This window comes from Streptomyces malaysiensis subsp. samsunensis (assembly GCF_024519315.1).
Classification (GTDB): domain Bacteria; phylum Actinomycetota; class Actinomycetes; order Streptomycetales; family Streptomycetaceae; genus Streptomyces; species Streptomyces malaysiensis.
On sequence record NZ_JANIIC010000053.1, the window covers coordinates 1 to 22,737 of the forward strand.

Genomic DNA, 22,737 nt, shown 5'->3' on the forward strand with positions numbered 1-22,737 from the left:
CCCGCGGCGCCCGCCTTCCCCCCCCCCACCGCCCGCGGCGGGGGCACCCCACCGGGAAAACGCCCCCGCCGGAAACGCAACCCGCCGCGGAAACCGCCCCGCCGAGGAGGCCGCCGGTCCCGCCTCGCCCCGGCCGTCAGGCCATCAGGCCCGGCGCGGCCGGGCGTCCAGGGCCCGCAGCGCCATATCGGCGGCGCGCTCGAAGTAGCCCGGCTCCAGGGCCGCCCCACGGGCCGAGACGCGCCAGTAGACCAGCCCGCCGAGCAGATCGAGCGCCAGCTCCCGGTCGAGGTCCGGTGGCAGCTCACCGCGCTCGACCGCCCGGTCCAGCACGCCGATCATGCGGGCGCGCCGCGGCTCGCCGATGCGGAGGGCGAGGGCCCGGCGCAGCTCATCGTCCCGCTGCGCCTCGGCGATCAGGTCCGGCAGGATCCGCGAGAACCGCGGATGGGTCAGCCAGTCGGCGACCGCGTGCAGCGCGGCCAGCACATCGCCGCGCAGGGATCCGGTGTCGGGCGGATCGGCCAGGGCGACGGTCGGCTCGGACACGACCGCGATGACCATCCGCTGCTTGGAGGGCCACCGCCGGTAGAGCGCGCTCTTGCCCACCCCGGCCCGCTTGGCCACCGCCTCCATCGACAGCCGGCCGTATCCGTGCTCGGCGAGCTCGTCCAGGACGGCCTCGGCGATGGCGGCGGTCTTGTCCGCGCGCAGGGTGGCGGCGCCGCTCGGGGGGCGCCGGGTGGGCTCCGACATGGCTCCGAGATTAGCAGATGGACGGGACGGTACCGTCTCGTTCTATGGTGTACGGACGGGACGGTACCGTCCCGTCCATTCGCCGTGAGAAGGAAGTACGTCATGGACGACCGCGTCAAGGTGTTCGAGCGGGCCAAGGAGCTGTTGCTCGGCCACGACATGACCGGGACGCCTTCACCCCGGAGCCCGCCGGCTGAGCCCGGCGGATCCCCATGGGCCCGCGACGCCGGCACGGCGCCCCGGCCACCACCGGAGGTGCCCGGCATCGGACGTCGCGGGCCCACGGCGTCCCATGCCGACGTCACGGGAGTGGCACGGGGGCCGGGACCCGCCGACAGCGGTCAGCGGAACAGCGCGTCCGGGAGGCCGGGGCGGTCGATGGCCTCCTCCAGGGCGGCGCGCAGGGTGCGGCTGTCGATGAGGGGGCCGCCGGGCCGGATCAGCCAGACATGGCCCTGCCGGACACAGCCGGGCCTGGGGCAGCGCAGCACCCGGCCCGGCCCCGCCGCGGCCACCGTGCGACGGCGGGCGTACGCCGTCCCGGCCAGCCAGCCCTTCCACTCGGCCGCGGATCCGGGCGGTACGAGGAAGGAGTGCACATGGCTGGCGGTGGCGAGCATCACCGGTCCCGCCGCGTCACGCCGCTGAAGTGCCTGGATCACCGCGGAGCCGATGTCGTCGCACATCCGCACCAGGTCGAAGACCGGGCCCACCGGCAGATCGGCGAGGCCGGTGCCGCTGGCCCACTGGAGCCGCACCCGCCCGGGGTCCTCGCTCGCGGCCAGCAGCCATTCGGCCGCGTCGGTCTCCACGGTGACCCGCATCCTGCGGTCACCGCGCGCCCCCGCGTTCATGAGGTGGCCACCAGCGGCAGGGTGAACCACACCTTCTTGCCCCGCGCTCCGGGGTCGGGCGGCTCGGTGCCCCAGTCGGCCGCCAGGTCATCGACGATGGCCAGCCCCCGTCCGGACTCCTCGGTCGGCTCCGGTTTGCGGGCGACCGGGACCACGGGTGAGCCGTCGGCCACTTCCACGCGCAGCTCACGGCCGAAGCGTTCCAGCGAGACGGTGATGGTGACGGTGTCGGCGGGGCCGGAGCTGCCGTGCTCCACGGCGTTGGCGAACAACTCGTTGGTGGCCAGGACGACATGGTCCACCATCGCCCCGAGCCGCCAGTCGCGCAGATGCCCGGCGACCATCCGGCGCACCGCGGCGGCGCGGTCGGGCAGGGCGGGGAACTCCGCCCGGAAGAGCCGGCGGGTGTCCAGCGGGATCACCGTACTCTCCCCTCCGGAGCGAGGGACGGGGATCGCCGCGGCCGCCGGGCCGGTAACCGGAGCGGTTCTCGGCACGGCGACCGGCCCGGTAACCGCAGCGGTTCGCGGGCGGTCCGTGGAGACCGCGACACCACGGCTGATGGCCGTCGTCTCGCCTTCCTCATCGGCCGACGCCGGCCGGTGCGACAGTCCTGGAAAGGATCGGCTCACGGTGTCGGTCCTCACGGTCCTCGTCGGTCTGGGGGCCCGGGTGGCATACGGGCACATGGAGTGATTGATGTTCCGGTGAGCGGGTAAGCGCATTCTGGCGACCGACGGCGTGACATCTGAGCTGGTGACAGGTGGTGCGCACGCCCCACCCGACCCGCCTGGACCAGCTGCCACGGACGGAGACGGCCCGGTCGCGGTGAGTGCCGGATACCGGCATGGTTCCTCCTTCGAAGGCAGCGCAAAGCGCCATCGGTCGCCGTTCATGTAGACAAACGGTTGGACCGGCCGGTGGGCGAGAGGGCATGGGGGTTGTCCGGTTGTACGGGCGTAGTGGTTCGGGCTGTACGGTCCGGACGTGGCAAGCGTGAGCGACGGCCGCGAGGGGCGGCTCCGCCCGGGGGAAGGCTCCGGTGTGGACGGCAAACGGGTCCTGGTGACCGGGGGCTCCCGGGGGCTGGGTGAACAGATCGTACGGCTCCTGGCCGCCGGCGGGGCGCGGTTGGCCACGTGTGCGCGGACACCTGAGGATCTGCGGTCGCTCACGGCGTCCCTGAGCGCCGGAGGACACGGGGAGCCGTTCACCCGCGCGCTGGATGTCACCGAGCCCGAGCTGCTCGAGGAGTTCGTCGATGCCGCGGCGGAACGTTTCAGCGGTCTTGACGGCGTAGTGGCCTGCGCCGGTGGCGCCCGCGGCCGCGGCATCGAGGAGGCCAGCGCCCGGGACTGGTCGCTGACCTGGGAGATGAACGTCGGTCATACGGCACGGCTGGTGAAGGCCGCGGTGCCGCATCTGCGCGGCGCGGGCGGCGGCTCCGTGGTGGTGATCGCCTCCATCTCCGGCTGGAAGCCGGGCCCCCAGGCCCAGTACGGGGCGGCCAAGGCGGCCCAGATCCATCTGGCGGCCGCACTCGCCCGTGAGCTGGGCCCGGACGGGATCCGGGTGAACGCCGTCTCCCCGGGGTCCATGCTGATCCCCGGGAAGCGGTGGGACCGGATGCGCACCGAAGAGCCCGAGGCGTACGCCCGGTTCATGGCCGAGCTGCCACGCGGTGAACTGGTCACCCCGTGGGAGGTCGCCCAGGTCGTGGCGTTTCTGCTGTCGGACGCCTCGAGCGGGGTCTCCGGTGCGCATCTGCCCGTGGACCGAGCCCAGAACGCCCCCACGCCGGGAGGCTATTGACCCCCGGCGCTCCCCCGAGCGGAGGCGCTCCGGACACCTCCCCGGCCGCTCGCGCGGAGCGGCCGGGAAGTCGCCGAGGGCCTGTCGTCATCTTCCCGTCGTCGCCCGAAGAGCGGCCCCGCGGCGTCGGGAGGCACCTCCCAGCGGTAGCTGGGGGAGCGTGCTCTCGGCGTGCCGGGCGGAAGTCCTCGTACTGGACGTACTTGGGCTTTCGCCCGGCGCGGCGAGAGGGGGCACCTCCCACGCCCTTGAGGCAGTGGGGGGAGCGTGCCAGACGCCGCGGGGCAGACAGGAATGTGACGACAGGCCCGGGGCACCGGGCGGGGCGGAGCCCCGGGGCCCGGAGCCTCAGGCGGCCACGCCGAGCACGGTCCGGGAGCGCTGCTCGAACTCCCGGACCATGGGCTCCCCGCGGTGCGGCCGCAGCCGGGTGCGGAAGTCGCGCAGCGCCTGGATCGAGCGCTCGCTGTGCACCCCGCTGAGCGTGTCCAGCGCCTCGCTCGCGGTGCCGATGGCCTCGTCCAGCCGGTTCTGCTGGAGATGCGCCGTGGCCAGCACGGATCTGCTGATGGCCTGGCGCCGACGCCGATCGGCGTTGGCGCGCACGGATTCGGCGGCGGCGGCCTCGGCGTCGGAGGCGTTGCCGAGGTCGCGGAAGCACAGCGCCGCCTCCGCCGCCAGATAGTGGTGGTCCAGGAAGCGCACCCAGGGCGACTCCTGCTCGGGGCCCTGGCTCTTCTCCAGCTGGGCGTCGGCCGCGCGCAGCGACTTGGACACCTCCCGGGGCTGGTCCAGTGCGGCGTAGCCACGGGCGGCCATGGCGTGCAACCGCATCAGGCCCAGCGGGCTTCCGGCGTGCTTGGCCGTGGCGACACCGACCCGGGCCAACTCGACCCCCGCCTCGGGCTGGCCCAGGTTGGTCGCCAGATGGGACAGGCCGGCCAGGATCTGACCGCCCAGGACCCGGTCGCCGCCCTCGGCGCACAGCCGCAGCGCCTGGGTCATATAGCGCTGGGCCAAGCCGTATTCGGCGTTGTCATAGCTGCTCCAGCCGGCCATCGCGGCCAGCTTGGCCGCGGCGGTGAACAGCTGGCGCCGCTCCTGCGGAGGCGCGCCGCGCTGCTGGAGCATGGGGACGACCTCGGTCGACAGATAGAGCACGATGCTGGCGCGGACCTGGCCGCCGCCGAAGCGATTGTCCATCTCGTCGAACATGTTGATCGCCGCGTGGACCTGTTCGACGCGGCCGCCTTCGGCCGCGGGTGCGAGCCGGGCGGTGTCCTGGTTCTCGACCAGCCACAGCAGCCATTCGCGCTGCGGGGTCACCAGCGCGCCGGCGACGAAGGGCACCGCACCCAGCAGGCTGCGGCGGGATATGTCGGTGGAGCCGAGTTCGGCGAGCGTGTGCAAGGTTTCGCTTACGTCCTCCCGGTAGGCCAGCGCCCGGGCGACGACCGGGCGCTGTCGGTCGGAGATGAACCCCAGCTCGGCGGGGGCCACGGGCCTGCCGAGCCGGTGGGAGAGCACGGCGGCGATCAGCTCCGGCGTGGTGCCGCGCGGCTGTCCGCCTTGCAGCCAGCGGGTGACGGACGCCTTGTCGTAGTTCGACTCGCGTCCCTGCCTACGGCCCAGTTCATTGACGCGCAGGGCCAATGAGGCGTAGGAGCACCCGGATTCCTTCAGGGCGGCGGCCAACGCGGCGTTGGCCGCGGCGCCTTGGCGCCCGGTTACCAGCTGTGCGTGATGCGTCACCGTGACCGTCCCTGTGTGTAGCCACGGCGGTCTGCGGGATCCCCGTCGATCGATGCCGACCGGTCGGCCCGGGGCGTCAACGACGTTGTGGACAAAGGTGGTTGGGAGCCCTCGCCATAGAGGGTGAGATGGGTCACGTGCTCACTATGCGTGGTGAGGCCATCACCCCGCAACCTTCGTTCTGATAATTTCAGAGCGATCCGCTCGCTCTGTCAGTGTCATCCATCGCGTGGCACACTGTGCAGGCATATGACAGCCATTCCTACGGGAGGCGGGACGTGAGCGAGGCACGGCCGGCCGGCGCCGCCCCCACTGTTTTGCGCAGAGTTCTCGGCAAGCGACTGCGGCGTCTGCGCGAGCGGGCGAAGGTGTCGTTCGAGGAAGCCGCGAAAGCCATCGAGGTCACCCCGTTGACCGTGCGCAGGATGGAAAAGGCGGAAGTCGGCCTCAAGATTCCTTATCTGAAGGAGTTGCTGCGGAACTACGGCGTCCGCGGCCCGGAGATGGAGGATTTCCTCGCCCTGGCGCGTGAGGCGAACCAGCCGGGCTGGTGGCATCAGTTCCGCGATGTGCTTCCGGACTGGTTCAGTGCTTACGTAAGCCTCGAAAGTGAGGCCACCGTCATTCGCGCGTACGAGCCCCACTACGTCCCCGGTCTGCTCCAGACGGAGGACTACGCTCAAGCGGTGCTACGCATGGGCTTCCCCCATGACACCGAGGAGGAGCTGGAGCGCCGGATCGCGCTGCGTGTACAGCGCCAGAGCCTGCTCACCAAGCCGGACGCGCCGACCATCTGGGCCATCCTCGACGAGACGGTGCTGCACCGCCCGGTGGGCGGCTCGCGGGTGATGCGCGACCAGATCGACCACCTGATCGGCACCTTGGAGATTCCCAAGGTCAGGCTCCAGATCATGCGGTTCGCGGCGGGGCCGCACCCCGGGGCCTTCGGCCCCTTCCACTACTTCCGCTTCGGATTCTCCGAACTGCCGGACGTCGTCTACACCGAGAGCCTCACCGGCGCGGTCTATGTGGACAAGCCGGCCGAAGTCGTCGCCTATCTCGAGGTCCTGGACCGGATGGCGGTCCAGGCCGAGCCGATCGGCGACTCCAGCACCATCCTGGCCGAACTGCGTAAGGAGAACTGAGATGCACGAGCCCGTCTACAGCGGAATGCCGGCCACGGACCTGGGCACGGAGGGCTGGGAGAAGCCCTGGAGCGGGTCCAACGGCGGCACCTGCGTCGAGGCCAAGCGACTGCCGGACGGCCGGGTCGCCCTGCGCCAGTCCACCGATCCGGCCGGGCCCGCGCTGATATACACCCGCGCGGAGATGGCGTCCTTCCTGGACGCGGCGAAGGCCGGCAAAGCGGACTTCCTCATCGCGTAAAGCGGCCGCACACGGCCGGTCCCCCGAAAACCACTACGCCCGCACAACCGCACAACCCCGCATCGCACTCCCGTCCCCGCCGTCCCGCCACGCACACTGAATATGCCGTGGCGGGCGGCGGTGTCGTCCCCCCTTGCAGAGCCATGGGACCGACGGGATGCCGGAATGAACCTCGACCATGCGGTGGCACAGCACCGCACACTGATCGTCGAGGGCTGCGACGGAGTCGGCAGGGACGCGCTGCTGACCGGACTCGCCCGCCGGCACGGCTACACGGTCACCCGCGCCTCCCCCGACCTCCCCCATCTGGACCCGGTGCGGCCGTACCGCGAACTCCTCCAGCTCGACGGTGCGCTCGCGGTGGACGCCGGGCTGGTCGGCGAGCTCGTCTACGGACCGCTGCGCCGCGGCCACTCCCGGGTGACCTGGATCCAGGCGTTCGACTTCGCCGAGGCGGTGGCCGAGCGCGACGGCGCCTTCGTCCATGTGACGGCCCCGGTTCAGGTGCTGGAGGTCCGGCTGGCCGCGCGCGGCGCCTCGGCGGCGGACCTCGCGGAGATCGACGCCGCGGTGACCGGCTATGACCACGCCTTCTCCACCCTCGCCGAGCACGCCCCGGTCCTCACCGTCGAGGAGCAGCCGGCCCCCGGCGGCGGCCCGGATCCCGGTCCGGGCCGCGACGAGGCCGCGCCCGAGCCCCCGGTGGCCTCGTTCGCCCGGCCCCTTCCGCGTATCCGCTCCCCCGTGCCGCACTGTGCCCAGCATCGCTGAACCACCCGGCACCGGAGCCGAGTCGGTGCCCCGCGAACCGCATACGCACGGCAGGAGACAGGCGCTATGACAGACCGCTCGTCCACCCCGGACCAGCAGCCCCCGACCAAGATCGACACCACGGTGCCGCATTCGGCCCGGATCTGGAACTACTGGATGGGGGGCAAGGACAACTACGAGGTCGACCGGATCGCCGGTGACGAGTACCGCGAGGTCGCCCCGAACATCGAGACCATGGCCCGCGCCTCGCGCGCCTACCTCATCCGCTCCGTCACCCATGTGGCGGGCGAATGCGGGATCCGGCAGTTCCTGGACATCGGCACCGGGCTGCCCACCTACGACAACACCCACCAGGTCGCCCAGCGGGTGGCGCCCGAGGCCCGCATCGTCTACGTGGACAACGACCCCCTGGTGCTCCGGCACGCCCAGGCGCTGCTCACCAGCACCCGCGAGGGGGTCACCGACTACATCGACGCCGATCTGCACGAGCCCGAGCGGATCCTGGAGGCCGCGGCGAAGACGCTCGACTTCGACCGGCCCATCGCCCTGATGCTGATGGGCATCCTCGGCCACATCCAGAACTACGACGAGGCGGTGTCGATCGTGCGGCGGCTCCAGGCCGCGCTGCCGTCCGGCAGCTACTTCGTGCACTACGACAGCACCGACACCGACCAGGCGCTCAAGCAGGCGCAGCAGGGCTACGACGACACCGGCGCCGTTCCGTACGTGCTGCGCAGTGTGGAGCAGGTCAGCCGCTTCTACGAGGGTCTGGAGCTGATCGAGCCCGGTATCGTGTCGTGTCCGCTGTGGCGTCCGGCCCCCTCCGAGACGGACATCGAGACCACCGATGTCCACGGGGGCGTGGCGCGCAAGCCGTGACGGCGGTGACGACCAAACGAATGGTTCGGCCACCGGGGAGGTAACCCCCGCCCCCGTCGCGTCGTCAGACACGGCGCCGGGAAGCGAGGCGGAGGGACGCGCGGGTGTTCGAGGTCGGGGCCTGGAGAGTGCCCTCCGTCAAGCGGCTGCTGCGGGCGTCGGTGGCCGCGGCGCCCGCCGTCGTACGACAGCGCCGCGGCCCCCAGGACGGGACGCCGGGGCGGCCGCGGCACCTGGCCATCATCATGGACGGCAACGGCCGCTGGGCCGCCCTGCGCGGTCTCTCCCGCACCCGCGGCCATCAGGCGGGGGTGCTGGCGCTGCCGCGGGTGGTGGACACGGCCCTGGAGGAGGGCATCGAACATCTGTCGCTGTTCTTCTTCTCCACCGAGAACTGGAACCGCCCGCGCGGTGAGGTGGCCGCCCTGATGCGGCTCACCGCCCAGCTGGCGGACGTCTTCCGGGGCTACGGCGAGCGGGGGGTGCGGCTGCGCTGGCTGGGCTCGGAGGCCCGGCTCCCCCGGGCCACCCTGGCCGCGCTGCGCCGCGCGGAGGACGAGACGTGCCACAACCGCGCCATGACGCTGGCCTTCTGCTTCAACCACGGCGGCCGGGAGGAGATCGCCCGCGTCGCCACCTCCCTGGCCCGCGCCTCGGTGGACGGCGCGCTGGACCCCGGGCTCATCGACGAGGCCCTGTTCACCCGCCATCTGCCGCATGCCGATCTGCCGGACATCGACATGCTGGTGCGCACCTCCGGGGAGCAGCGCATCTCCAACTTCATGCTCTGGCGGGCGGCCTACGCGGAGCTCTTCTTCGTGGACACCTTGTGGCCCGACTTCACCGGTGAGGAGCTCCGCGCGCTGCTGGCCGCGTTTGCCACCCGTAAACGGCGCTTCGGCGCGGGCGTCGGCCCCGTCTGACGCGCCCGCCGCTCCTAAGCAGGTCAGCGGAAGTCCGCTACGGTTCGGGCAGCGCCCCGAAGGGGCGCGGGACTGTGTCGATGTGCGGCTCCGCCGCGTGGGCGCGACCAGCCACGACGGTGCCGCAGTCGGCCGACGACGCATCGCGACACTTCCAGCGGAGCGCTCAGCGGATCTGGACGCCGGAGAGGGTGCGGGCGATGACCAGGCGCTGGATCTCGCTGGTGCCCTCGAAGATGGTGTAGATCGCGGCGTCGCGGTGCATCCGCTCGACCGGGTACTCACGGGTGAAGCCGTTGCCGCCGAGGATCTGCACCGCCTGGGCGGTGACCTGCTTGGCGGTCTCGCTGGCGAACAGCTTGGACATGGAGCCCTCGGCCGACTCGAAGGGCCTGCCGTTCACCGCCATCCATGACGCGCGCCACACCATCAGGCGCGCGGCGTCGATCCGCGTGCGCATATCGGCGAGCTGGAAGGCGACGCCCTGGTTGTCGATGATGGGACGGCCGAACTGCTCCCGGGTCTTGGCGTAGTCGAGCGCGACCTCGTACGCGGCGCGAGCGGTGCCGACCGCCATGGCGCCGACGGCCGGGCGGGACGCCTCGAAGGTGGCCATGGCGGCGTTCTTCAGCCGCTCACCGCCCGACTTGGCCCGCTCCCGGGCGCGCGCGAGCCGTTCGTCCAGCTTCTCCTTGCCCCCGAGCAGACAGCTGCCGGGCACCCGTACGTTGTCGAGGACCACCTCGGCGGTGTGCGAGGCGCGGATGCCGTGCTTCTTGAACTTCTGGCCCTGGGAGAGACCGGGGGTGCCCGGCGGGATGATGAACGACGCGTGGCCCTTGGAGCCGAGTTCGGGGTCGACGACCGCGACCACCACATGGACGCCTGCGATACCGCCGTTGGTGGCCCAGGTCTTGGTGCCGTCCAGGACCCATTCGTCCTTGGCCTCGTCGTAGACGGCGCGGGTGCGCATCGAGCCGACGTCGGAGCCCGCGTCGGGCTCGGAGGAGCAGAAGGCGGCGACCTTCACATCGGCCGCGTCGCCGTACATCTGCGGGATCCAGGTGCCGATCTGCTCCTCGGTGCCGTTGGCGAGGACGCCGACGGCGGCGAGGCCGGTGCCCACGATGGACAGCGCGATGCCCGCGTCGCCCCAGAACAGCTCCTCCATGGTCATGGGGATGCCGAGGCCGGTGGGGTCGAAGTACTGCTGGGCGTAGAAGTCCAGGGAGTACAGGCCGATCTTGGCGGCCTCCTGGATAATCGGCCAGGGGGTCTCCTCGCGCTCGTCCCATTCGGCGGCGGCCGGGCGGATGACGTCCGCGGCGAAGCCGTGGATCCAGTCGCGCACCGCCTTCTGATCGTCGTCCAGCTCGAACGAGAACTCCGCCATGACCCCTCCACGTGCTTATTACCTGCGGTAACGGCAGTCTGTTACCGCCGAGTAGGCGATGTCAACTCTCCCGGCCACACGGACCCCGCTCCCCCGCGGGTGTTACGTTGCGCAGAGCGCGGAGCGCGATCGCGCCGGGAAACGCGGAGGCGCGAAGGCGCGAGTACGACATCGGGGGCGGGGAGGCACCTTATGCAGACCGGGACCAGCCAGCGGGACGACCAGCGGCAGACCGCCCGGCGCAGGCGCAAGGAGTTGCTGGAGGCCGCGGACCGGGTGGTGCTGCGCGACGGGCCCGAAGCCTCGATGAACGCCATCGCGGCCGAAGCGGGCATCACCAAGCCCATTCTCTACCGTCACTTCGGCGACAAGGGCGGCCTGTACCGCGCGCTCGCCAAGCGCCACACCGACGCCCTGCTCGCCTCGCTGCGCGCGGCCCTGGACGCGCCCGCCGAGAACCGCAGGCAGCGCGTGGAGGCCACGCTGGACACCTATCTGGCGGCGATCGAGGCGCGGCCCCAGGTGTACCGCTTCCTGATGCACCCGGCCGACAACGGCCAGCCGGAGCCGGAGCAGGGCTTCGACGTCGGCCAGCACTCCGCCCCACTGCTGCGCCGGCTCGGCGAGGAGCTCGCCACGGTGATCGCCGAACGGCTGGAGCTGGGCCCCGGCGGCGACGAGGTGGCCCGGGTCTGGGGCCACGGGATCGTCGGCATGATGCACGGGGCCGGTGACTGGTGGCTGCGCGACCGCCCGTGCGCACGCGGCCAGTTGGTGCACCATCTCACCGATCTGCTGTGGGGACGGCTGTCCCTGGCGGACGACCGGGTCGGCGCACCGGGCTTCTGAGACCCCGGGCTCCAGAGGCGGAGCCCAGACCCCGGGGCCAAGAGCCGAAGCCCACGGGAGACACCCGCCGACACCCGGTGGACGCCGCTACGCCCCCATCGCCTCGGCGCCGCCGGACGCCCCCCAGGGGGCGCGGCGGACCGCCCGCAGCGCCCTGCGCCGCCGCAGCCCGGTGAGCCGGTCGATGAACAGCCCGCCGTCCAGGTGGTCGTACTCGTGCTGGAGACAGCGCGCGAAGAAGCCCGTGCCCTCGATCCGCACCGGCTTCCCGGCCATCGTCATGCCCTCGATCACCGCACGGTCGTAGCGCGGGGTGCCCGCCTCGATGCCCGGCAGCGACAGACAGCCCTCCGGCCCGCGCACCGTCACCCCGTCGGCCGCGGCCAGCCGGGGGTTGACCACATGCCCCAGATGACGGTGGTCCTCGTCGTCCGGGCAGTCGAAGACGAAGACCCGCAGTCCCACACCGATCTGATTGGCGGCGAGCCCCACCCCGTGCGCCGCGTACATCGTGGCGTACATGTCCTCGATCAGCCGGGCCAGCTCGGCGTCGAACGCGGTGACCTCCTCGCACCGCGCGCGCAGCGCCGGATCGCCGAGGAGCCGCATGGGCCGCACCGCTCCGCGGCTGCCCGGGATCACGCCATGTCGCATGGCAGCCAAGCCTACGGGGCCCGGGGAGTGTCCTGCGGGTGACGGGGATTCGGGACAGCCGCCGGATCTCGATAGGCTTCTCCCCGACCGTGGCCTCCCGGCTGGCGATGCGGCGCGGAGGGGGCATACCACCGGCGCCTCGGGGGGGCAGGAAGCGGCGCCGGTATGCGAGGAGGATCGAGAAGACGATGTCAGGCAACTCGGAGCCGCTGTCACCGCGGGCCAAGCTGGCCGTGACGGCGGGCAAGGCCGCGGCGGCGGTGTCGCGGGCCGCGGGCCGCGGCAGTGGATCGGTGATCGGCGGCAAGGTGGCCCTGCGGCTCGACCCCGATCTGCTGGGCAGGCTGGCGCAGCACCTGGACGTCATCCTGGTGTCGGCGACCAACGGCAAGACCACGACCACCCGGCTGATCGCCGAGGCGCTGCGGGCGGCCGGCCCGGTGGTCTCCAACGCACTGGGCGCCAATATGCCGGCCGGTATCACCTCGGCCCTGGCCGGTGGCTCCGACGCGCGCTACGGCGTGATCGAGGTCGACGAGAAGTATCTCGCCGGTGTGGCGCGCGACACCGAACCCAAGGCGATCGCGCTCCTCAACCTCTCCCGTGACCAGCTCGACCGCGCCGCCGAGACCCGGATGCTCGCCGAGAAGTGGCGCGAGGGCCTGACCGGCTCCAAGGCGGTCGTGATCGCCAACGCGGACGACCCGCTGATCGTCTGGGCCGCCTCCTCCAGCCCGAATGTGGTCTGGGTCGCCGCCGGGCAGGAGTGGAAGGACGACGCCTGGTCCTGCCCGTCCTGCGGCGGTGTGCTCCAGCGCCCGGGCGACGACTGGGTCTGCGCGGAGTGCGGTTTCCGCCGTCCGATCCCCAGCTGGGCGCTGAACGGCGACTACGTCCTCGATCCGCACGGCGCGGCCTGGCCGATCCACCTCCAGCTCCCCGGCCGTGCCAACAAGGCCAACGCGGCCACCTCGGCCGCCGTCGCCGCCACCTTCGGGGTGCCCCCGCAGGTCGCGCTGGAGCGGATGTACCAGGTCCAGGCCGTCGCGGGCCGCTATGACGTGGTCACCTTCCAGGAGCGCCAGATGCGGCTGCTGCTGGCGAAGAACCCGGCCGGCTGGCTGGAGACCTTCTCGCTGATCGACCCGCCGCCCACCCCGGTGATCCTCTCGGTGAACGCGCGCGGCGCCGACGGCACCGACACCTCCTGGCTGTGGGACGTGGACTACACCCGGCTCGCCGGGCACCCGATCTGCGTGATCGGCGACCGCAAGCTGGACCTCGCGGTGCGCCTGGAGGTCGCCGGGCTGGACTTCCGGGTCTGCGCGGATGTGGACGAGGCGGTGCGGATCTCGCCGCCCGGCCGCATCGAGGTGATCGCCAACTACACCGCGTTCCAGGACCTGCGCCGCCGGGTCGGCAACTGACCCCCGTACGAGAGGCACGAAGATGCGTAGCACGAGCCAGAACGGCCTGCGTGTGGTGTGGGTCTACCCCGACCTGCTGAGCACGTACGGCGACCAGGGCAACGTCCTGGTGGTGGAGCGCCGGGCGCGTCAGCGCCGGCTGGAGGTCTCCCGGCTGGACGTCCGCTCCGACCAGCAGATCCCCACCTCCGGGGACATCTACCTGGTCGGCGGCGGCGAGGACCGCCCGCAGCGGCTGGCCGCCGAGCGGCTGATCCGGGACGGCGGGCTGAACCGGGCGGTGTCCAACGGGGCGATCGTCTTCTCGGTGTGCGCCGGGTACCAGATCCTCGGCCATGAGTTCATCAACGACCTCGGGCAGCGCCAGCAGGGCCTGGGGCTGCTGGACGTGGTCAGCACCCGCGGCGAGGGCGCCCGGTGCGTCGGGGACGTGCTGGCCGACATCGACGAGCGGCTCGGGCTGCCCCCGCTGACCGGCTTCGAGAACCACCAGGGCGTCACCCACCTCGGCCCGACCGCCCGCCCCTTCGCCAGGGTCCGGTTCGGCAACGGCAACGGCTCGGGCGACGGCTTCGAGGGCGCGTACCACGACACCGTCTTCGGGACGTACATGCACGGCCCGGTGATGGCCCGCAACCCGCATATCGCGGACCACCTGCTGAAGCTGGCCCTCGATGTGAACGCGCTGCCGCCGGTCGACGACCAGTGGTACGAGGCGCTGCGCAACGAGCGGATCGCGGCGGCCACCCAGCCCGCCTGAGCCGCCACCCGCTCGCCCGAGCGCAGCCCAGGCCGAGAGTGCCCGCATGGCGGACATCCGGCCGATCACCGCGCCCCCGCCGCCCGGCCGCTTGTAGGGTGGCGGGGTCCCGCCGGACGACGCGGTCCGGCCGTCGGCCCCCATCGCAGACAGAGGTATGCGTGCCATGCGCATTGGTGTGCTCACATCCGGCGGCGACTGCCCCGGCCTGAACGCGGTCATCAGGTCAGTCGTCCACCGGGCCACCGTCGATCACGGCGATGAGGTGATCGGCTTCCAGGACGGCTGGAAGGGCCTGCTGGAGTGCGACTACCGCAAGCTGGACCTGGACGCCGTGAGCGGCATCCTGGCCCTCGGCGGCACCATCCTCGGCTCCACCCGGGTGCGCCCCGAGCATCTGCGGGACGGTGTGGAGCGGGCCAAGGGGCATGTGGCGGAGCTCGGCCTGGACGCGGTCATCGCCATCGGCGGTGAGGGCACGCTCAAGGCCGCCCGGCTGCTCTCGGACGCCGGGCTGCCGATCGTCGGCGTGCCGAAGACCATCGACAACGACATCGCCTCGACCGATGTGACCTTCGGCTTCGACACCGCGGTCGGGGTCGCCACCGAGGCCCTTGACCGGCTCAAGACCACCGCGGAGTCCCATCAGCGGGTGCTGATCGTCGAGGTCATGGGGCGGCACACCGGCTGGATCGCGCTGCACTCGGGCATGGCCGCGGGCGCTCACGCGATCGTCGTCCCGGAGCGCCCGTTCGACATCGAGGAACTCGCCAGGACCGTCGGGGAACGGTTCGAGGCGGGCAAGAAGTTCGCGATCGTGGTGGTGGCGGAGGGCGCCAAGCCACGCGAGGGCACGATGGACTACGAGGCCGGCGGCAAGGACGTCTACGGCCATGAGCGCTTCGCGGGCATCGCCCACCACCTCTCGGTCGAGCTGGAGCGGCGGCTCGGCAAGGAGGCGCGGGCGGTCATCCTGGGCCATGTGCAGCGCGGTGGCACCCCGACGGCGTACGACAGGGTGCTGGCCACGCGCTTCGGCTGGCATGCGGTCGAGGCGGTCCACCGCGGTGAATTCGGCACGATCACGGCCCTGCGCGGCACGGACATCGGCCTGGTGCCGCTCTCGGCGGCCGTGGAGCGGCTGAAGACGGTCCCCGCCGAACGGTATGCCGAGGCCGAGTGCGTACTGTAGTGCCGACACAAGCCGGTTAATGCCGACTTCGCGGGCCCGGCCATCGGCCATCACTTGCGCACCCCTTACGGCGAGCAACCAGGTCCGCGAGAGCGGCGCCGGTTGAGGCGCTGAAAGAGGAGCACCGGATGGATCACGGCGGGCACGGCATGATGATGGATCTGCCGCCGTTCACGCTGTCGCGCGGGCTGGAGTTCGGCGGCGATCCGTTCTTCCTGGTCGGCTGTGTGCTGGCGCTCGGTCTTTACGGCTGGGGCGCCATCCGGCTGTGGCGGCGCGGCGACGCCTGGCCGGTGGGGCGCGTGGTCTCCTTCGTGCTCGGGGTGCTGACCATCGTGGTCGCGATGTGTACCAAGCTGAACGACTACGGCATGGTCATGTTCAGCGTCCATATGGTGCAGCACATGATCATCAGCATGGTCTCGCCGATCCTGCTGCTGATGGGCGCGCCGGTCACCCTGGCCCTACGGGCCCTCCCGGCGGCCGGGCGCGGCCGCAAGGGGCCCCGGGAGCTGCTGGTCGCGCTGTTGCACAGCCGCTATATGCGGGTCATCACCCACCCGGCGTTCACGATCCCGCTGTTCATCGCGAGCCTGTACGCGCTGTACTTCACCCCGCTCTTCGACTTCCTGATGGAAAGCAAGACCGGGCATATCGCGATGATGGTCCACTTCCTCGCGGTGGGCCTGGTCTTCTTCTGGCCGATCATGGGCGTGGACCCGGGCCCGCACCGGCCCGGCTATGTGATGCGGATGCTGGAGCTGTTCGCGGGCATGCCGTTCCACGCGTTCTTCGGCATCGCGCTGATGATGGCGACCGAGCCCATGGTCGGGACGTACCAGCACCCGCCCGCCTCGCTGGGCATCGACGCGCTGTCGGACCAGACCTGGGCGGGCGGTATCGCCTGGGCGTTCAGCGAGATCCCGTCGGTGATCGTCCTGGTGGCGCTGGTCCACCAGTGGTACAAGTCCGAGGAGCGCCAGGCGCGGCGCATCGACCGCACCGCGGACCGGGACGGCGACCAGGAGCTCGCGGCGTACAACGCCTATCTGGCCTCGCTCCAGTCCCGGGGCAACTGAGGACGGACCGCGGCCGCCGGCCCCGGACCGGAACCGCTGAGACCCTGAGCCGCCGAAGCCCGGCCGCCTGCTAGCGGCCGGGCCCCGGACCACGAGACCATGGACCGGGGCCCTGGGTTGGCCCGGGTCCTGGCGAAGGGGCGTCAGGACCGCCGTGAGGAGGTCGGGGATGCCCGGTTCCGCGAAGACGATGACGGTGGCCACGGTGGGGGGCCTGGTGTTGGTGACGGCCTACACCGTGGCGCTGGGGAGCAACGGCTGGCTCTGGTTCAGCTGGGTCGTGCTCGGACTGCTGACCGTGGGGGTCGTGCTGGCCCGGGGCTGAGCGGCGAGGCCGTCGGCGTCCCCGCGAAGTCGCCCCCCTACGGAGCCGCCACCGTGACGGCGTCGCCCTTACGGTCGCCACCGCGCCGTCGCCGCCCTTACGGAGCGCCCGGTCGCCGCCCATAAGGGGCGGATCCCGAGGGCCTGCCCAGCAGCCGCCGCCATAACGCCGTCCACCACGGGACGCGTCCGGAGGCCATCGCCCCGGGCCCCTCGATGACGTGCGCGAGCGGTGCCGGGGCCGGTTCCCGCTCGGGCGTCGGACGTGCCCGCGGCCGAGGGGGGAGGACGCCCGCGGCAGGTTCGTCCACAATGTCCGGCTCGGGGCGGCGGGGCATGAACTCCACCGGCAGCGCCACCAGATGGCGGGAGATCCAGGACGAGAGCCAGGACAGCTCGGACTCCTCGACGGCGAGCCGCAGATCGGGCAGGCGCAGCAGCAGGGTGTCGATGGCGGTGTCGGTGATGGCGCGGCCGATGTCCTGCCCCGGGCATTCGTGGGGGCCGCCGCTGAAGGCGAGATGGGACCGGTTGCCGTACATGGGCGCGCCGATGTCGGGGCGGATGGCCGGATCGACGTTTCCGGCGGCCAGCCCCAGCAGCAGCATGTCCCCGGCCTTGATCCGCTGACCGCCCAGTTCGGTGTCCCCGGTGGCCCAGCGGCCGGGGACGACGGTCAGCGGGGGCTCGTTCCACAGCACATGCTCGATGGCGTCCGGCAGGGTCATCTGGCCGCCGGCCAGGGACGCGCGGAAGCGCGGGTCGGTGAGGACCATGCGCAGGGTGTTGGCCATCAGATTGGTGGTGGTCTCGTTGCCGGTGAGCAACACCAGCCGCAGATGCTGGACCACCTCCTCCTCGGTGAGGCCGGAGGGGTGGGCCAGCAGCCAGGACGCCAGGTCCTCGCCGGGGTCGGCGCGTTTGCGGTCCACCAGGCCCTTGAGCGCCCCGGTGACGTACGCGTCGCTGCGCAGGGCCGTCTCGGTGCCCTTCATCAGGTCCCGGGTGGCCTCGACCAACCGCGGGCCGTACTCGTCGGGCATGCCCAGCAGTTGGGTGAGGACGAGCATGGGCAGCTGCTCGGCGAAGGCGGTGACCATCTCGGCGCCCCCGGCGGCGCAGAAGTCGTTGACCAGCTGATGGGTGAAGCGGGTGACATGGCGGCGGATCCCGCGGCGGTCGAAGCGCCCCATGGACTCGGTGAGCGCGGCCCGCAGCCGCTCGTGCTCGTCACCGTCGGCGAAGGTGCACATGGGCTGCCATCCGACCACCGGCAACAGGGGCGAGTCGGCGCCGATCCCGCCGTCCTTCCAGGCGTGCCAGTGGCGGGAGTCCCGGGAGAAGCGGGAGGGGGTGCGGGAGACCTCCAGGTTCTCGCGGTAGCCCAGCAGCAGCCAGGCCGGTATGCCACCGTCGAGCACGATCGGGGCCACCGGGCCGTGCTCGGCGCGCAGCCGCTCGTACAGGCCCATCGGGTCCTTCTCGTTCTCGGGCCCGAGGAGGTCCACCGGACCGCTGTCGGAGAGCGCGGGGTGGACGGGGCACCGGACGGGCGGGGGTTCGGCGGGCCCGGGACCGGGGCCGTCGGAATGAGGGGTCACGGTGTCTCCGGTGTCACGGGGTGGAGGGATTGCAGATGGCGCACGAGGGCGAGGAGGGTGTCACGGCTGGAGGCCCGGTCGCGGGCATCGCAGTCGATCAGCGGTACGGAGTCGGGCAGGTCCATGGCAGCGCGCAGCTCCGCCATGGGGTGGACGGGCGCCTCGGGGAACGCGTTGACCGCGACCACGAAGGGCACACCGCGCTCCTCGAGCCGTCCGACCGCGTCGAAGCTGACCTCCAGACGGCGGGTGTCGATCAGGACCACGGCGCCGAGGGCGCCCTCGAAGAGGCCGTTCCACAGGAACCAGAACCGCTCCTGGCCGGGGGTGCCGAACAGATACAGCACCAGCTGTTCGTTGAGGCTGATCCGGCCGAAGTCCATCGCGACGGTGGTCTCGGTCTTGCGCTCGATCCCCGCGATGTCGTCCACCCCGACCCCGGCCTGGGTCATGGTCTCCTCGGTGGTCAGCGGGCGGATCTCGCTCACCGAGCCGACCATGGTGGTCTTGCCGACCCCGAACCCTCCGACGATCACCACCTTGACGGCGGCGGACGCGGAGGCCGGGAGGGTGTCCTCGCCGCGCGGTCCGACGATCTCCTCAGAGGTTCTGTAGTCCATGCATCACCGCCTGGAGCAGTTCGGGGTCGGGCAGCACGGCGGCCGGGACCGGCGCCCTGGCCTCCACCCGGCCGTCCCCCAGCAGCTCCGCGAGGAGTAAGCCGACGGTGGAGACGGGCAGGGCCAGATACGCGGAGATCTCGGCCACCGAGAGCGGGAACCGGCACATCCTCAGCACTGCGGCGGCCTCGGGCGCCATCCCCGGCTCCGGCTCGGCGCGCGCCACGATCAGGCTGACGAGCTCGACGGGCCGGGGTTCCTCCGGGGCGCGGCCGCGGTTGACGGTGTAGAGCCGGTCGGGCCCGCCCTCGTCCCACGCCCTGCCGGATTCGCTCATGTCACCCGTCCGTCGACCCGGGGCGGGCTGCTGAGGTGCTCCCCGAGCCGGGCGACCAGGTCTCTCATGCACTGGCCCATCAGCCCGGCGTCCACGCTGTCCTCGGCGAGCACCGCCAGATAGGAACTGGTGCCGGCCGCCATCAGATAGAAGAAGCCGCCGTCGACCTCGATGACGACCAGCCGCATCCGCCCGTCCCCCTCGGGGAATTCGGCGGCGATGGCGCCGGAGAGGCTCTGGAGGCCGGCGCAGGCGGCGGCCAGGCGGTCGGCGGTGTCCTTGTCCGTACCGACCTGGGCCATGCACAGGCCGTCCGAGGACAGCAGGACCACGTGGCGGGTCTGCGGAACGCTGGACGCCAGGTCCCGGAGCATCCAGTCCATGTTGAACCGCGGTGGGGTCACTTGCCTACTCATCCTTGTCCGACGACGTGTTCTGGGCGTTCGGGGTGCTCGGGGTGTCCGGGGTGTCGGGGGCCTTCCGGGGGTCCGGGACGGCCGGCGGGCCCGGTGCGTCCTCGACGACGTCCGCCGCCGGGATCGGTTCGCCGTTGAGCCCCTTGGTGAAGGCGTCCAGCCAGATCCCGGGTTGCACGGGCCGCCGGGCCGGTTCGCGGGGCGCGGCGGGCGCCGCCGGGGGTGCGGAGTCGACGCTGAACGGCGGGGGGACCGGGGTGGCCATGGGCATCCGGCGGTGGCGCTGCGGGAGTCCGGCGCCGTTCTGCCGGAAGCCGGGCCCCGGGCGGTCCGGCGGCACCGGGCCGGTGCGGGCGCGGGTGGGGGACGGCAGGGGCGTGGCCCGCTTGACGGGCTTGGGCGGCGGCAGTTTGGCCGCGCGGGCGATCATGCCGCCGGGTGCGGGGGTGGGGCAGACGATGTCCTGCGGTACGACCAGCACCGCCCGCACCCCTCCGTAGGCCGAAGGGCGCAGCGAGACCTGGAACCGGTACCTCGCGGCGAGCCTGCCCACCACGGCCAGGCCGAGCCGCGGCGTTTCGCCCAGGTCGTTGAGGTCGAGTCCGGTGGCCGCCTGGATCAGCACCGCGTCGGTGCGCCTGCGCGCCTCCTCCGACAGGCCCACCCCGGCGTCCTCGATCTCGATGGCGATCCCGGACTGGACCTCGATCGCGGTCAGATGGACCCGGGTCTTGGGCGGCGAGTAGCGGGTGGCGTTGTCGAGCAGTTCGGCGAGGGCGTGGATCAGCGGCTCCACCGAGGGGCCGACGATGGCCACGTCGGCCACCGAGTGCAGATCCACCCGCTCGTACTCGAGGATGCGGGACATGGCGCCGCGGCACACATTGAACAGCGGCACCTCCTTCTGCCACTGGCGGCCCGGCCGCGAGCCGCCCAGGACGGCGATGGAGTCCGCCAGCCGGCCGATGAGGGCGTTGCCGTGGTCCAGGTGGAGCAGATCCTCGAAGACGTCCGGGTCGGCGCCGTGCTTGTCCTCCATCTCCCGTACGTCATAGGCCTGTTGGTGGACGATGGCCTGCACCCGGCGGGCGATGTTGACGAAGGCCCGCTGGGCCGCGTCCCGCAGGTCCTCCTCGGTCCGTACGGTCTCCAGCACCCACCGGAGCAGCTGCCCGTGGGCGGCGTCGAAGTCCGGGTCGATACCGGGCACATGGTCGATGTCCTTGACCGACTCGTCCACCCCGGCACCGCGCTGGAGCCGGGCCACCGCCAGGGGCAGCACGTCCTGGGTCAGCCGCCGGATCGCCTTCTCCTGGTCCACCAGGCGCTGCCGCAGCCCGGCCTCCTGGGCGGTGAACCGGGTGCGCAGCATGGTGATCAGCAGGCCGCGGCGGATCGCCTCGACCGCCGCCAGGGCCACCGCGAGCGTCGCCACCACCCCGCACCAGATCACCGCGGCCCGCGCGTCGGCGGGTACCACGGCGACGGCGAGCGCCGCGCAGAGTGCCATCGCGGCGGGAGGGATGACCCATACGAGCGTGGAGGCGGGCCGTCGGCCTCCGGGTGAGGTGCCGGCGAAAACCATGGGCATCCTTAAAAACAGCGAAGAGAAATGGGTGCGGAATACGGGCGATGATGAACCAGCCCGTCATGGGCCCTGGAGCATAGCGGTTTCACCGTCGCATGAATCGAATATGCCTCTTTCTTCGAAATGCATCACTGGGAATTCAAAGAGCGAGAAAAAGCGATCACCTGCATTCATTCTTCGACCGTGAATGATCGCGCTCTGGGCGAATCTGCTCATGGCGAAGGAGTCTGGGCAGCGTGGCACCCCGGCCCGTAGCGTCCGGGCATGACCACTGGCAGCGCATGTGTGATCGGGGCGACGGGGCAGATCGGCCGGGCGGCGGTACGCGCGCTCGCCGCGGACGGATGGCGGGTGCGGGCCGCCTCGCGCGGCGGGGGCCGCGACGAGAGCTGGCCCGCGTCGGTGGTGGGCGTGGCCGTGGACCGGGACGACGACGCGGCGCTGGCGGAGCTGATCGGGGACGGCTGCGATGTGGTGCTGGACTGCGTCGCCTACGGCCGGGCGCACGCACGGCAGTTGCTGGGGCTCGCGGACCGGATCGGCTCCGCGGTGGTGGTCTCCACCGGGGCGGTGTACGAGGACGACCAGGGCCGGGGGTTCGGCACCCAGGACCGGCCCGACGGCGCCCCGCGCTATCCGGTGCCGCTCCCCGAGTCCCAGCGGACCGTCCCGCCGGGCGACGGTTACGGCGGCCGTAAGGTGGCGCTGGAGCGGGAGCTGCTGGCCGCCGGGGACCGGCTGCCGACCACCCTGCTGCGCGCCGGGGCGATCCACGGTCCGCACTGCCGGACCCCCCGTGAGCTGTACTTCGTCAAACGGGCGCTGGACGGGCGGCCGGTGCGGATCCTGGCGTACGGCGGCCGCAGCCGGTTCCACCCGGTGCATGTCGACAACCTCGCGGAGCTGATGCGGCTGGCCGCCCACCGGCCCGGTTCACGGGTGCTCAACGCGGGCGATCCGCAGGCCCCGACGGTCGCCGATATCTCCGCCGCCGTGGACGCGGTGCTCGAGGTGCGCGGTGAGCTGGTGCTGATCGACGGGGAGCCGCCGCATCCGCACGTCGGCAGCACCCCCTGGAGCCTGGCCCACCCCCTCGTCTACGACATGTCCGCCGCCGAACGGGAGTTGGGCTACCGCCCGGTGACCGGCTACCCGGAATCGCTGCCGGCGACGGTCGCCTGGCTGGCGGACCGGCTCGCGGCCGCCCCCGACTGGCGCACGGCCTTCCCCGATATGGCCGCCGCCTACGACCCGATGACCGATCTGTTCGACTACGCGGCCGAGGACGCGTGGCTGCGGAGCGGCGGACACCCCCTCGCGTCCTGATCCCTTCGGGCGAACGGCTCCGGGCCGCGCTGGAAACA

Annotated in this window: 24 protein-coding genes; 13 read left to right on the forward strand and 11 right to left on the reverse strand. The window is 72.0% G+C overall.

Annotation, left to right across the window (positions count from 1 at the left end):
- Nucleotides 1-144 precede the first annotated feature (144 nt).
- The 3 genes from NQU54_RS35040 to NQU54_RS35050 form a co-directional block, all read right to left on the reverse strand.
- Entirely contained in the window at nt 145-756 is a 612-nt protein-coding gene (locus NQU54_RS35040; RefSeq protein WP_257634546.1) for a TetR/AcrR family transcriptional regulator, read from the reverse strand.
- Between the two features lie 341 nt (nt 757-1,097).
- On the reverse strand, nt 1,098-1,610 hold the full coding sequence (locus tag NQU54_RS35045; protein ID WP_257634547.1) for a hypothetical protein: 513 nt from the start codon (nt 1,608-1,610) through the stop codon (nt 1,098-1,100).
- Nucleotides 1,607-2,032, reverse strand: a complete 426-nt coding sequence (locus NQU54_RS35050; RefSeq protein WP_231981185.1) for an ATP-binding protein — start codon at nt 2,030-2,032, stop codon at nt 1,607-1,609. Before NQU54_RS35050 ends, NQU54_RS35045 begins: the two co-directional genes overlap by 4 nt.
- A 574-nt stretch (nt 2,033-2,606) precedes the next feature.
- On the opposite strand from NQU54_RS35050, the gene NQU54_RS35055 reads away from it, so the two are divergent.
- A complete protein-coding gene (locus NQU54_RS35055) occupies nt 2,607-3,422 on the forward strand; it encodes an SDR family NAD(P)-dependent oxidoreductase (protein WP_257634606.1) in 816 nt (271 codons plus the stop codon).
- A 348-nt stretch (nt 3,423-3,770) separates the two neighbouring features.
- On the opposite strand, the gene NQU54_RS35060 is transcribed toward NQU54_RS35055, so the two are convergent.
- Nucleotides 3,771-5,174, reverse strand: coding sequence for an NsdA family TPR-like regulatory protein (locus tag NQU54_RS35060; RefSeq protein WP_257634548.1), 1,404 nt, complete (start codon nt 5,172-5,174; stop codon nt 3,771-3,773).
- Between the two features lie 278 nt (nt 5,175-5,452).
- Between NQU54_RS35060 and NQU54_RS35065 the strand changes: the two genes are divergently transcribed.
- The 5 genes from NQU54_RS35065 to uppS all read left to right on the forward strand — a co-directional run bounded on the left by NQU54_RS35065 (nt 5,453) and on the right by uppS (nt 9,133).
- Entirely contained in the window at nt 5,453-6,319 is an 867-nt protein-coding gene (locus NQU54_RS35065) for a Sco1979 family transcriptional regulator (RefSeq protein ID WP_257634549.1), read from the forward strand.
- Between the two features lies 1 nt (nt 6,320).
- A complete protein-coding gene (locus tag NQU54_RS35070) occupies nt 6,321-6,560 on the forward strand; it encodes a DUF397 domain-containing protein (protein WP_257634550.1) in 240 nt (79 codons plus the stop codon).
- Nucleotides 6,561-6,725: 165 nt separating this feature from the next.
- Complete coding sequence (locus NQU54_RS35075) at nt 6,726-7,331, forward strand: DEAD/DEAH box helicase family protein (protein ID WP_257634551.1); 606 nt, start codon at nt 6,726-6,728, stop codon at nt 7,329-7,331.
- 66 nt (nt 7,332-7,397) lie between these two features.
- Nucleotides 7,398-8,210 carry an SAM-dependent methyltransferase gene (locus NQU54_RS35080; RefSeq protein ID WP_257634552.1) on the forward strand — a complete coding sequence of 271 codons (813 nt, stop codon included), beginning with the start codon at nt 7,398-7,400 and terminating at the stop codon, nt 8,208-8,210.
- A 104-nt stretch (nt 8,211-8,314) separates the two neighbouring features.
- On the forward strand, nt 8,315-9,133 hold the full coding sequence (uppS, locus tag NQU54_RS35085) for a polyprenyl diphosphate synthase (RefSeq protein ID WP_257634553.1): 819 nt from the start codon (nt 8,315-8,317) through the stop codon (nt 9,131-9,133).
- A 166-nt stretch (nt 9,134-9,299) separates the two neighbouring features.
- Here the strand turns inward: uppS and NQU54_RS35090 are convergent, their stop codons facing one another.
- Entirely contained in the window at nt 9,300-10,526 is a 1,227-nt protein-coding gene (locus NQU54_RS35090) for an acyl-CoA dehydrogenase family protein (RefSeq protein ID WP_257634554.1), read from the reverse strand.
- A gap of 192 nt (nt 10,527-10,718) precedes the next feature.
- Between NQU54_RS35090 and NQU54_RS35095 the strand changes: the two genes are divergently transcribed.
- On the forward strand, nt 10,719-11,375 hold the full coding sequence (locus tag NQU54_RS35095) for a TetR/AcrR family transcriptional regulator (RefSeq protein ID WP_069867310.1): 657 nt from the start codon (nt 10,719-10,721) through the stop codon (nt 11,373-11,375).
- A gap of 87 nt (nt 11,376-11,462) precedes the next feature.
- Here the strand turns inward: NQU54_RS35095 and def are convergent, their stop codons facing one another.
- Nucleotides 11,463-12,029 carry a peptide deformylase gene (def, locus tag NQU54_RS35100; RefSeq protein ID WP_257634555.1) on the reverse strand — a complete coding sequence of 189 codons (567 nt, stop codon included), beginning with the start codon at nt 12,027-12,029 and terminating at the stop codon, nt 11,463-11,465.
- 188 nt (nt 12,030-12,217) lie between these two features.
- Here def and NQU54_RS35105 point away from each other — a divergent pair, with 188 nt between their 5' ends.
- The 5 genes from NQU54_RS35105 to NQU54_RS35125 all read left to right on the forward strand — a co-directional run bounded on the left by NQU54_RS35105 (nt 12,218) and on the right by NQU54_RS35125 (nt 16,812).
- The gene (locus tag NQU54_RS35105; protein WP_167505146.1) at nt 12,218-13,456 is read left to right on the forward strand and encodes a Mur ligase family protein; all 1,239 of its coding nucleotides are present in this window, start codon (nt 12,218-12,220) and stop codon (nt 13,454-13,456) included.
- Between the two features lie 22 nt (nt 13,457-13,478).
- Nucleotides 13,479-14,216 (forward strand): type 1 glutamine amidotransferase, encoded by a 738-nt coding sequence (locus NQU54_RS35110; RefSeq protein ID WP_257634556.1) that lies wholly within the window; start codon nt 13,479-13,481, stop codon nt 14,214-14,216.
- 166 nt (nt 14,217-14,382) lie between these two features.
- Nucleotides 14,383-15,408, forward strand: a complete 1,026-nt coding sequence (locus tag NQU54_RS35115; RefSeq protein WP_257634557.1) for a 6-phosphofructokinase — start codon at nt 14,383-14,385, stop codon at nt 15,406-15,408.
- 128 nt (nt 15,409-15,536) lie between these two features.
- The gene (locus NQU54_RS35120) at nt 15,537-16,487 is read left to right on the forward strand and encodes a cytochrome c oxidase assembly protein (RefSeq protein WP_257634558.1); all 951 of its coding nucleotides are present in this window, start codon (nt 15,537-15,539) and stop codon (nt 16,485-16,487) included.
- 169 nt (nt 16,488-16,656) lie between these two features.
- Nucleotides 16,657-16,812: a hypothetical protein gene (locus NQU54_RS35125; RefSeq protein WP_167459964.1), complete on the forward strand. Its 156-nt coding sequence runs from the start codon at nt 16,657-16,659 to the stop codon at nt 16,810-16,812.
- Between the two features lie 97 nt (nt 16,813-16,909).
- On the opposite strand, the gene NQU54_RS35130 is transcribed toward NQU54_RS35125, so the two are convergent.
- The 5 genes from NQU54_RS35130 to NQU54_RS35150 are packed head-to-tail and all read right to left on the reverse strand — an operon-like array spanning nt 16,910 to nt 21,370.
- Nucleotides 16,910-18,412 (reverse strand): cytochrome P450, encoded by a 1,503-nt coding sequence (locus NQU54_RS35130; protein ID WP_372506146.1) that lies wholly within the window; start codon nt 18,410-18,412, stop codon nt 16,910-16,912.
- Complete coding sequence (locus NQU54_RS35135) at nt 18,409-19,032, reverse strand: GTP-binding protein (RefSeq protein ID WP_257634559.1); 624 nt, start codon at nt 19,030-19,032, stop codon at nt 18,409-18,411. The genes NQU54_RS35130 and NQU54_RS35135 overlap by 4 nt, the downstream gene beginning before the upstream one ends.
- The gene (locus NQU54_RS35140; RefSeq protein ID WP_167505142.1) at nt 19,013-19,369 is read right to left on the reverse strand and encodes a DUF742 domain-containing protein; all 357 of its coding nucleotides are present in this window, start codon (nt 19,367-19,369) and stop codon (nt 19,013-19,015) included. The genes NQU54_RS35135 and NQU54_RS35140 overlap by 20 nt, the downstream gene beginning before the upstream one ends.
- Nucleotides 19,366-19,785, reverse strand: a complete 420-nt coding sequence (locus NQU54_RS35145; protein ID WP_069867319.1) for a roadblock/LC7 domain-containing protein — start codon at nt 19,783-19,785, stop codon at nt 19,366-19,368. The genes NQU54_RS35140 and NQU54_RS35145 overlap by 4 nt, the downstream gene beginning before the upstream one ends.
- Complete coding sequence (locus tag NQU54_RS35150) at nt 19,778-21,370, reverse strand: sensor histidine kinase (RefSeq protein WP_257634560.1); 1,593 nt, start codon at nt 21,368-21,370, stop codon at nt 19,778-19,780. The genes NQU54_RS35145 and NQU54_RS35150 overlap by 8 nt, the downstream gene beginning before the upstream one ends.
- 267 nt (nt 21,371-21,637) lie before the next feature.
- Here NQU54_RS35150 and NQU54_RS35155 point away from each other — a divergent pair, with 267 nt between their 5' ends.
- Nucleotides 21,638-22,699, forward strand: a complete 1,062-nt coding sequence (locus NQU54_RS35155; protein ID WP_257634561.1) for an NAD-dependent epimerase/dehydratase family protein — start codon at nt 21,638-21,640, stop codon at nt 22,697-22,699.
- Nucleotides 22,700-22,737: the final 38 nt, after the last annotated feature.

What these genes read in the sequence shown, in the direction of transcription:
- NQU54_RS35040 (WP_257634546.1), bottom strand. Translation starts at nt 756, where the DNA reads ATGTCGGAGCCCACCCGGCGCCCCCCGAGCGGCGCCGCCACCCTGCGC.
- NQU54_RS35045 (WP_257634547.1), bottom strand. Translation starts at nt 1,610, where the DNA reads ATGAACGCGGGGGCGCGCGGTGACCGCAGGATGCGGGTCACCGTGGAG.
- NQU54_RS35070 (WP_257634550.1), top strand. Translation starts at nt 6,321, where the DNA reads ATGCACGAGCCCGTCTACAGCGGAATGCCGGCCACGGACCTGGGCACG.
- NQU54_RS35075 (WP_257634551.1), top strand. Translation starts at nt 6,726, where the DNA reads ATGAACCTCGACCATGCGGTGGCACAGCACCGCACACTGATCGTCGAG.
- NQU54_RS35080 (WP_257634552.1), top strand. Translation starts at nt 7,398, where the DNA reads ATGACAGACCGCTCGTCCACCCCGGACCAGCAGCCCCCGACCAAGATC.
- NQU54_RS35090 (WP_257634554.1), bottom strand. Translation starts at nt 10,526, where the DNA reads ATGGCGGAGTTCTCGTTCGAGCTGGACGACGATCAGAAGGCGGTGCGC.
- NQU54_RS35095 (WP_069867310.1), top strand. Translation starts at nt 10,719, where the DNA reads ATGCAGACCGGGACCAGCCAGCGGGACGACCAGCGGCAGACCGCCCGG.
- def (WP_257634555.1), bottom strand. Translation starts at nt 12,029, where the DNA reads ATGCGACATGGCGTGATCCCGGGCAGCCGCGGAGCGGTGCGGCCCATG.
- NQU54_RS35105 (WP_167505146.1), top strand. Translation starts at nt 12,218, where the DNA reads ATGTCAGGCAACTCGGAGCCGCTGTCACCGCGGGCCAAGCTGGCCGTG.
- NQU54_RS35110 (WP_257634556.1), top strand. Translation starts at nt 13,479, where the DNA reads ATGCGTAGCACGAGCCAGAACGGCCTGCGTGTGGTGTGGGTCTACCCC.
- NQU54_RS35115 (WP_257634557.1), top strand. Translation starts at nt 14,383, where the DNA reads ATGCGCATTGGTGTGCTCACATCCGGCGGCGACTGCCCCGGCCTGAAC.
- NQU54_RS35120 (WP_257634558.1), top strand. Translation starts at nt 15,537, where the DNA reads ATGGATCACGGCGGGCACGGCATGATGATGGATCTGCCGCCGTTCACG.
- NQU54_RS35125 (WP_167459964.1), top strand. Translation starts at nt 16,657, where the DNA reads ATGCCCGGTTCCGCGAAGACGATGACGGTGGCCACGGTGGGGGGCCTG.
- NQU54_RS35135 (WP_257634559.1), bottom strand. Translation starts at nt 19,032, where the DNA reads ATGGACTACAGAACCTCTGAGGAGATCGTCGGACCGCGCGGCGAGGAC.
- NQU54_RS35140 (WP_167505142.1), bottom strand. Translation starts at nt 19,369, where the DNA reads ATGAGCGAATCCGGCAGGGCGTGGGACGAGGGCGGGCCCGACCGGCTC.
- NQU54_RS35145 (WP_069867319.1), bottom strand. Translation starts at nt 19,785, where the DNA reads ATGAGTAGGCAAGTGACCCCACCGCGGTTCAACATGGACTGGATGCTC.
- NQU54_RS35150 (WP_257634560.1), bottom strand. Translation starts at nt 21,370, where the DNA reads ATGGTTTTCGCCGGCACCTCACCCGGAGGCCGACGGCCCGCCTCCACG.
- NQU54_RS35155 (WP_257634561.1), top strand. Translation starts at nt 21,638, where the DNA reads ATGACCACTGGCAGCGCATGTGTGATCGGGGCGACGGGGCAGATCGGC.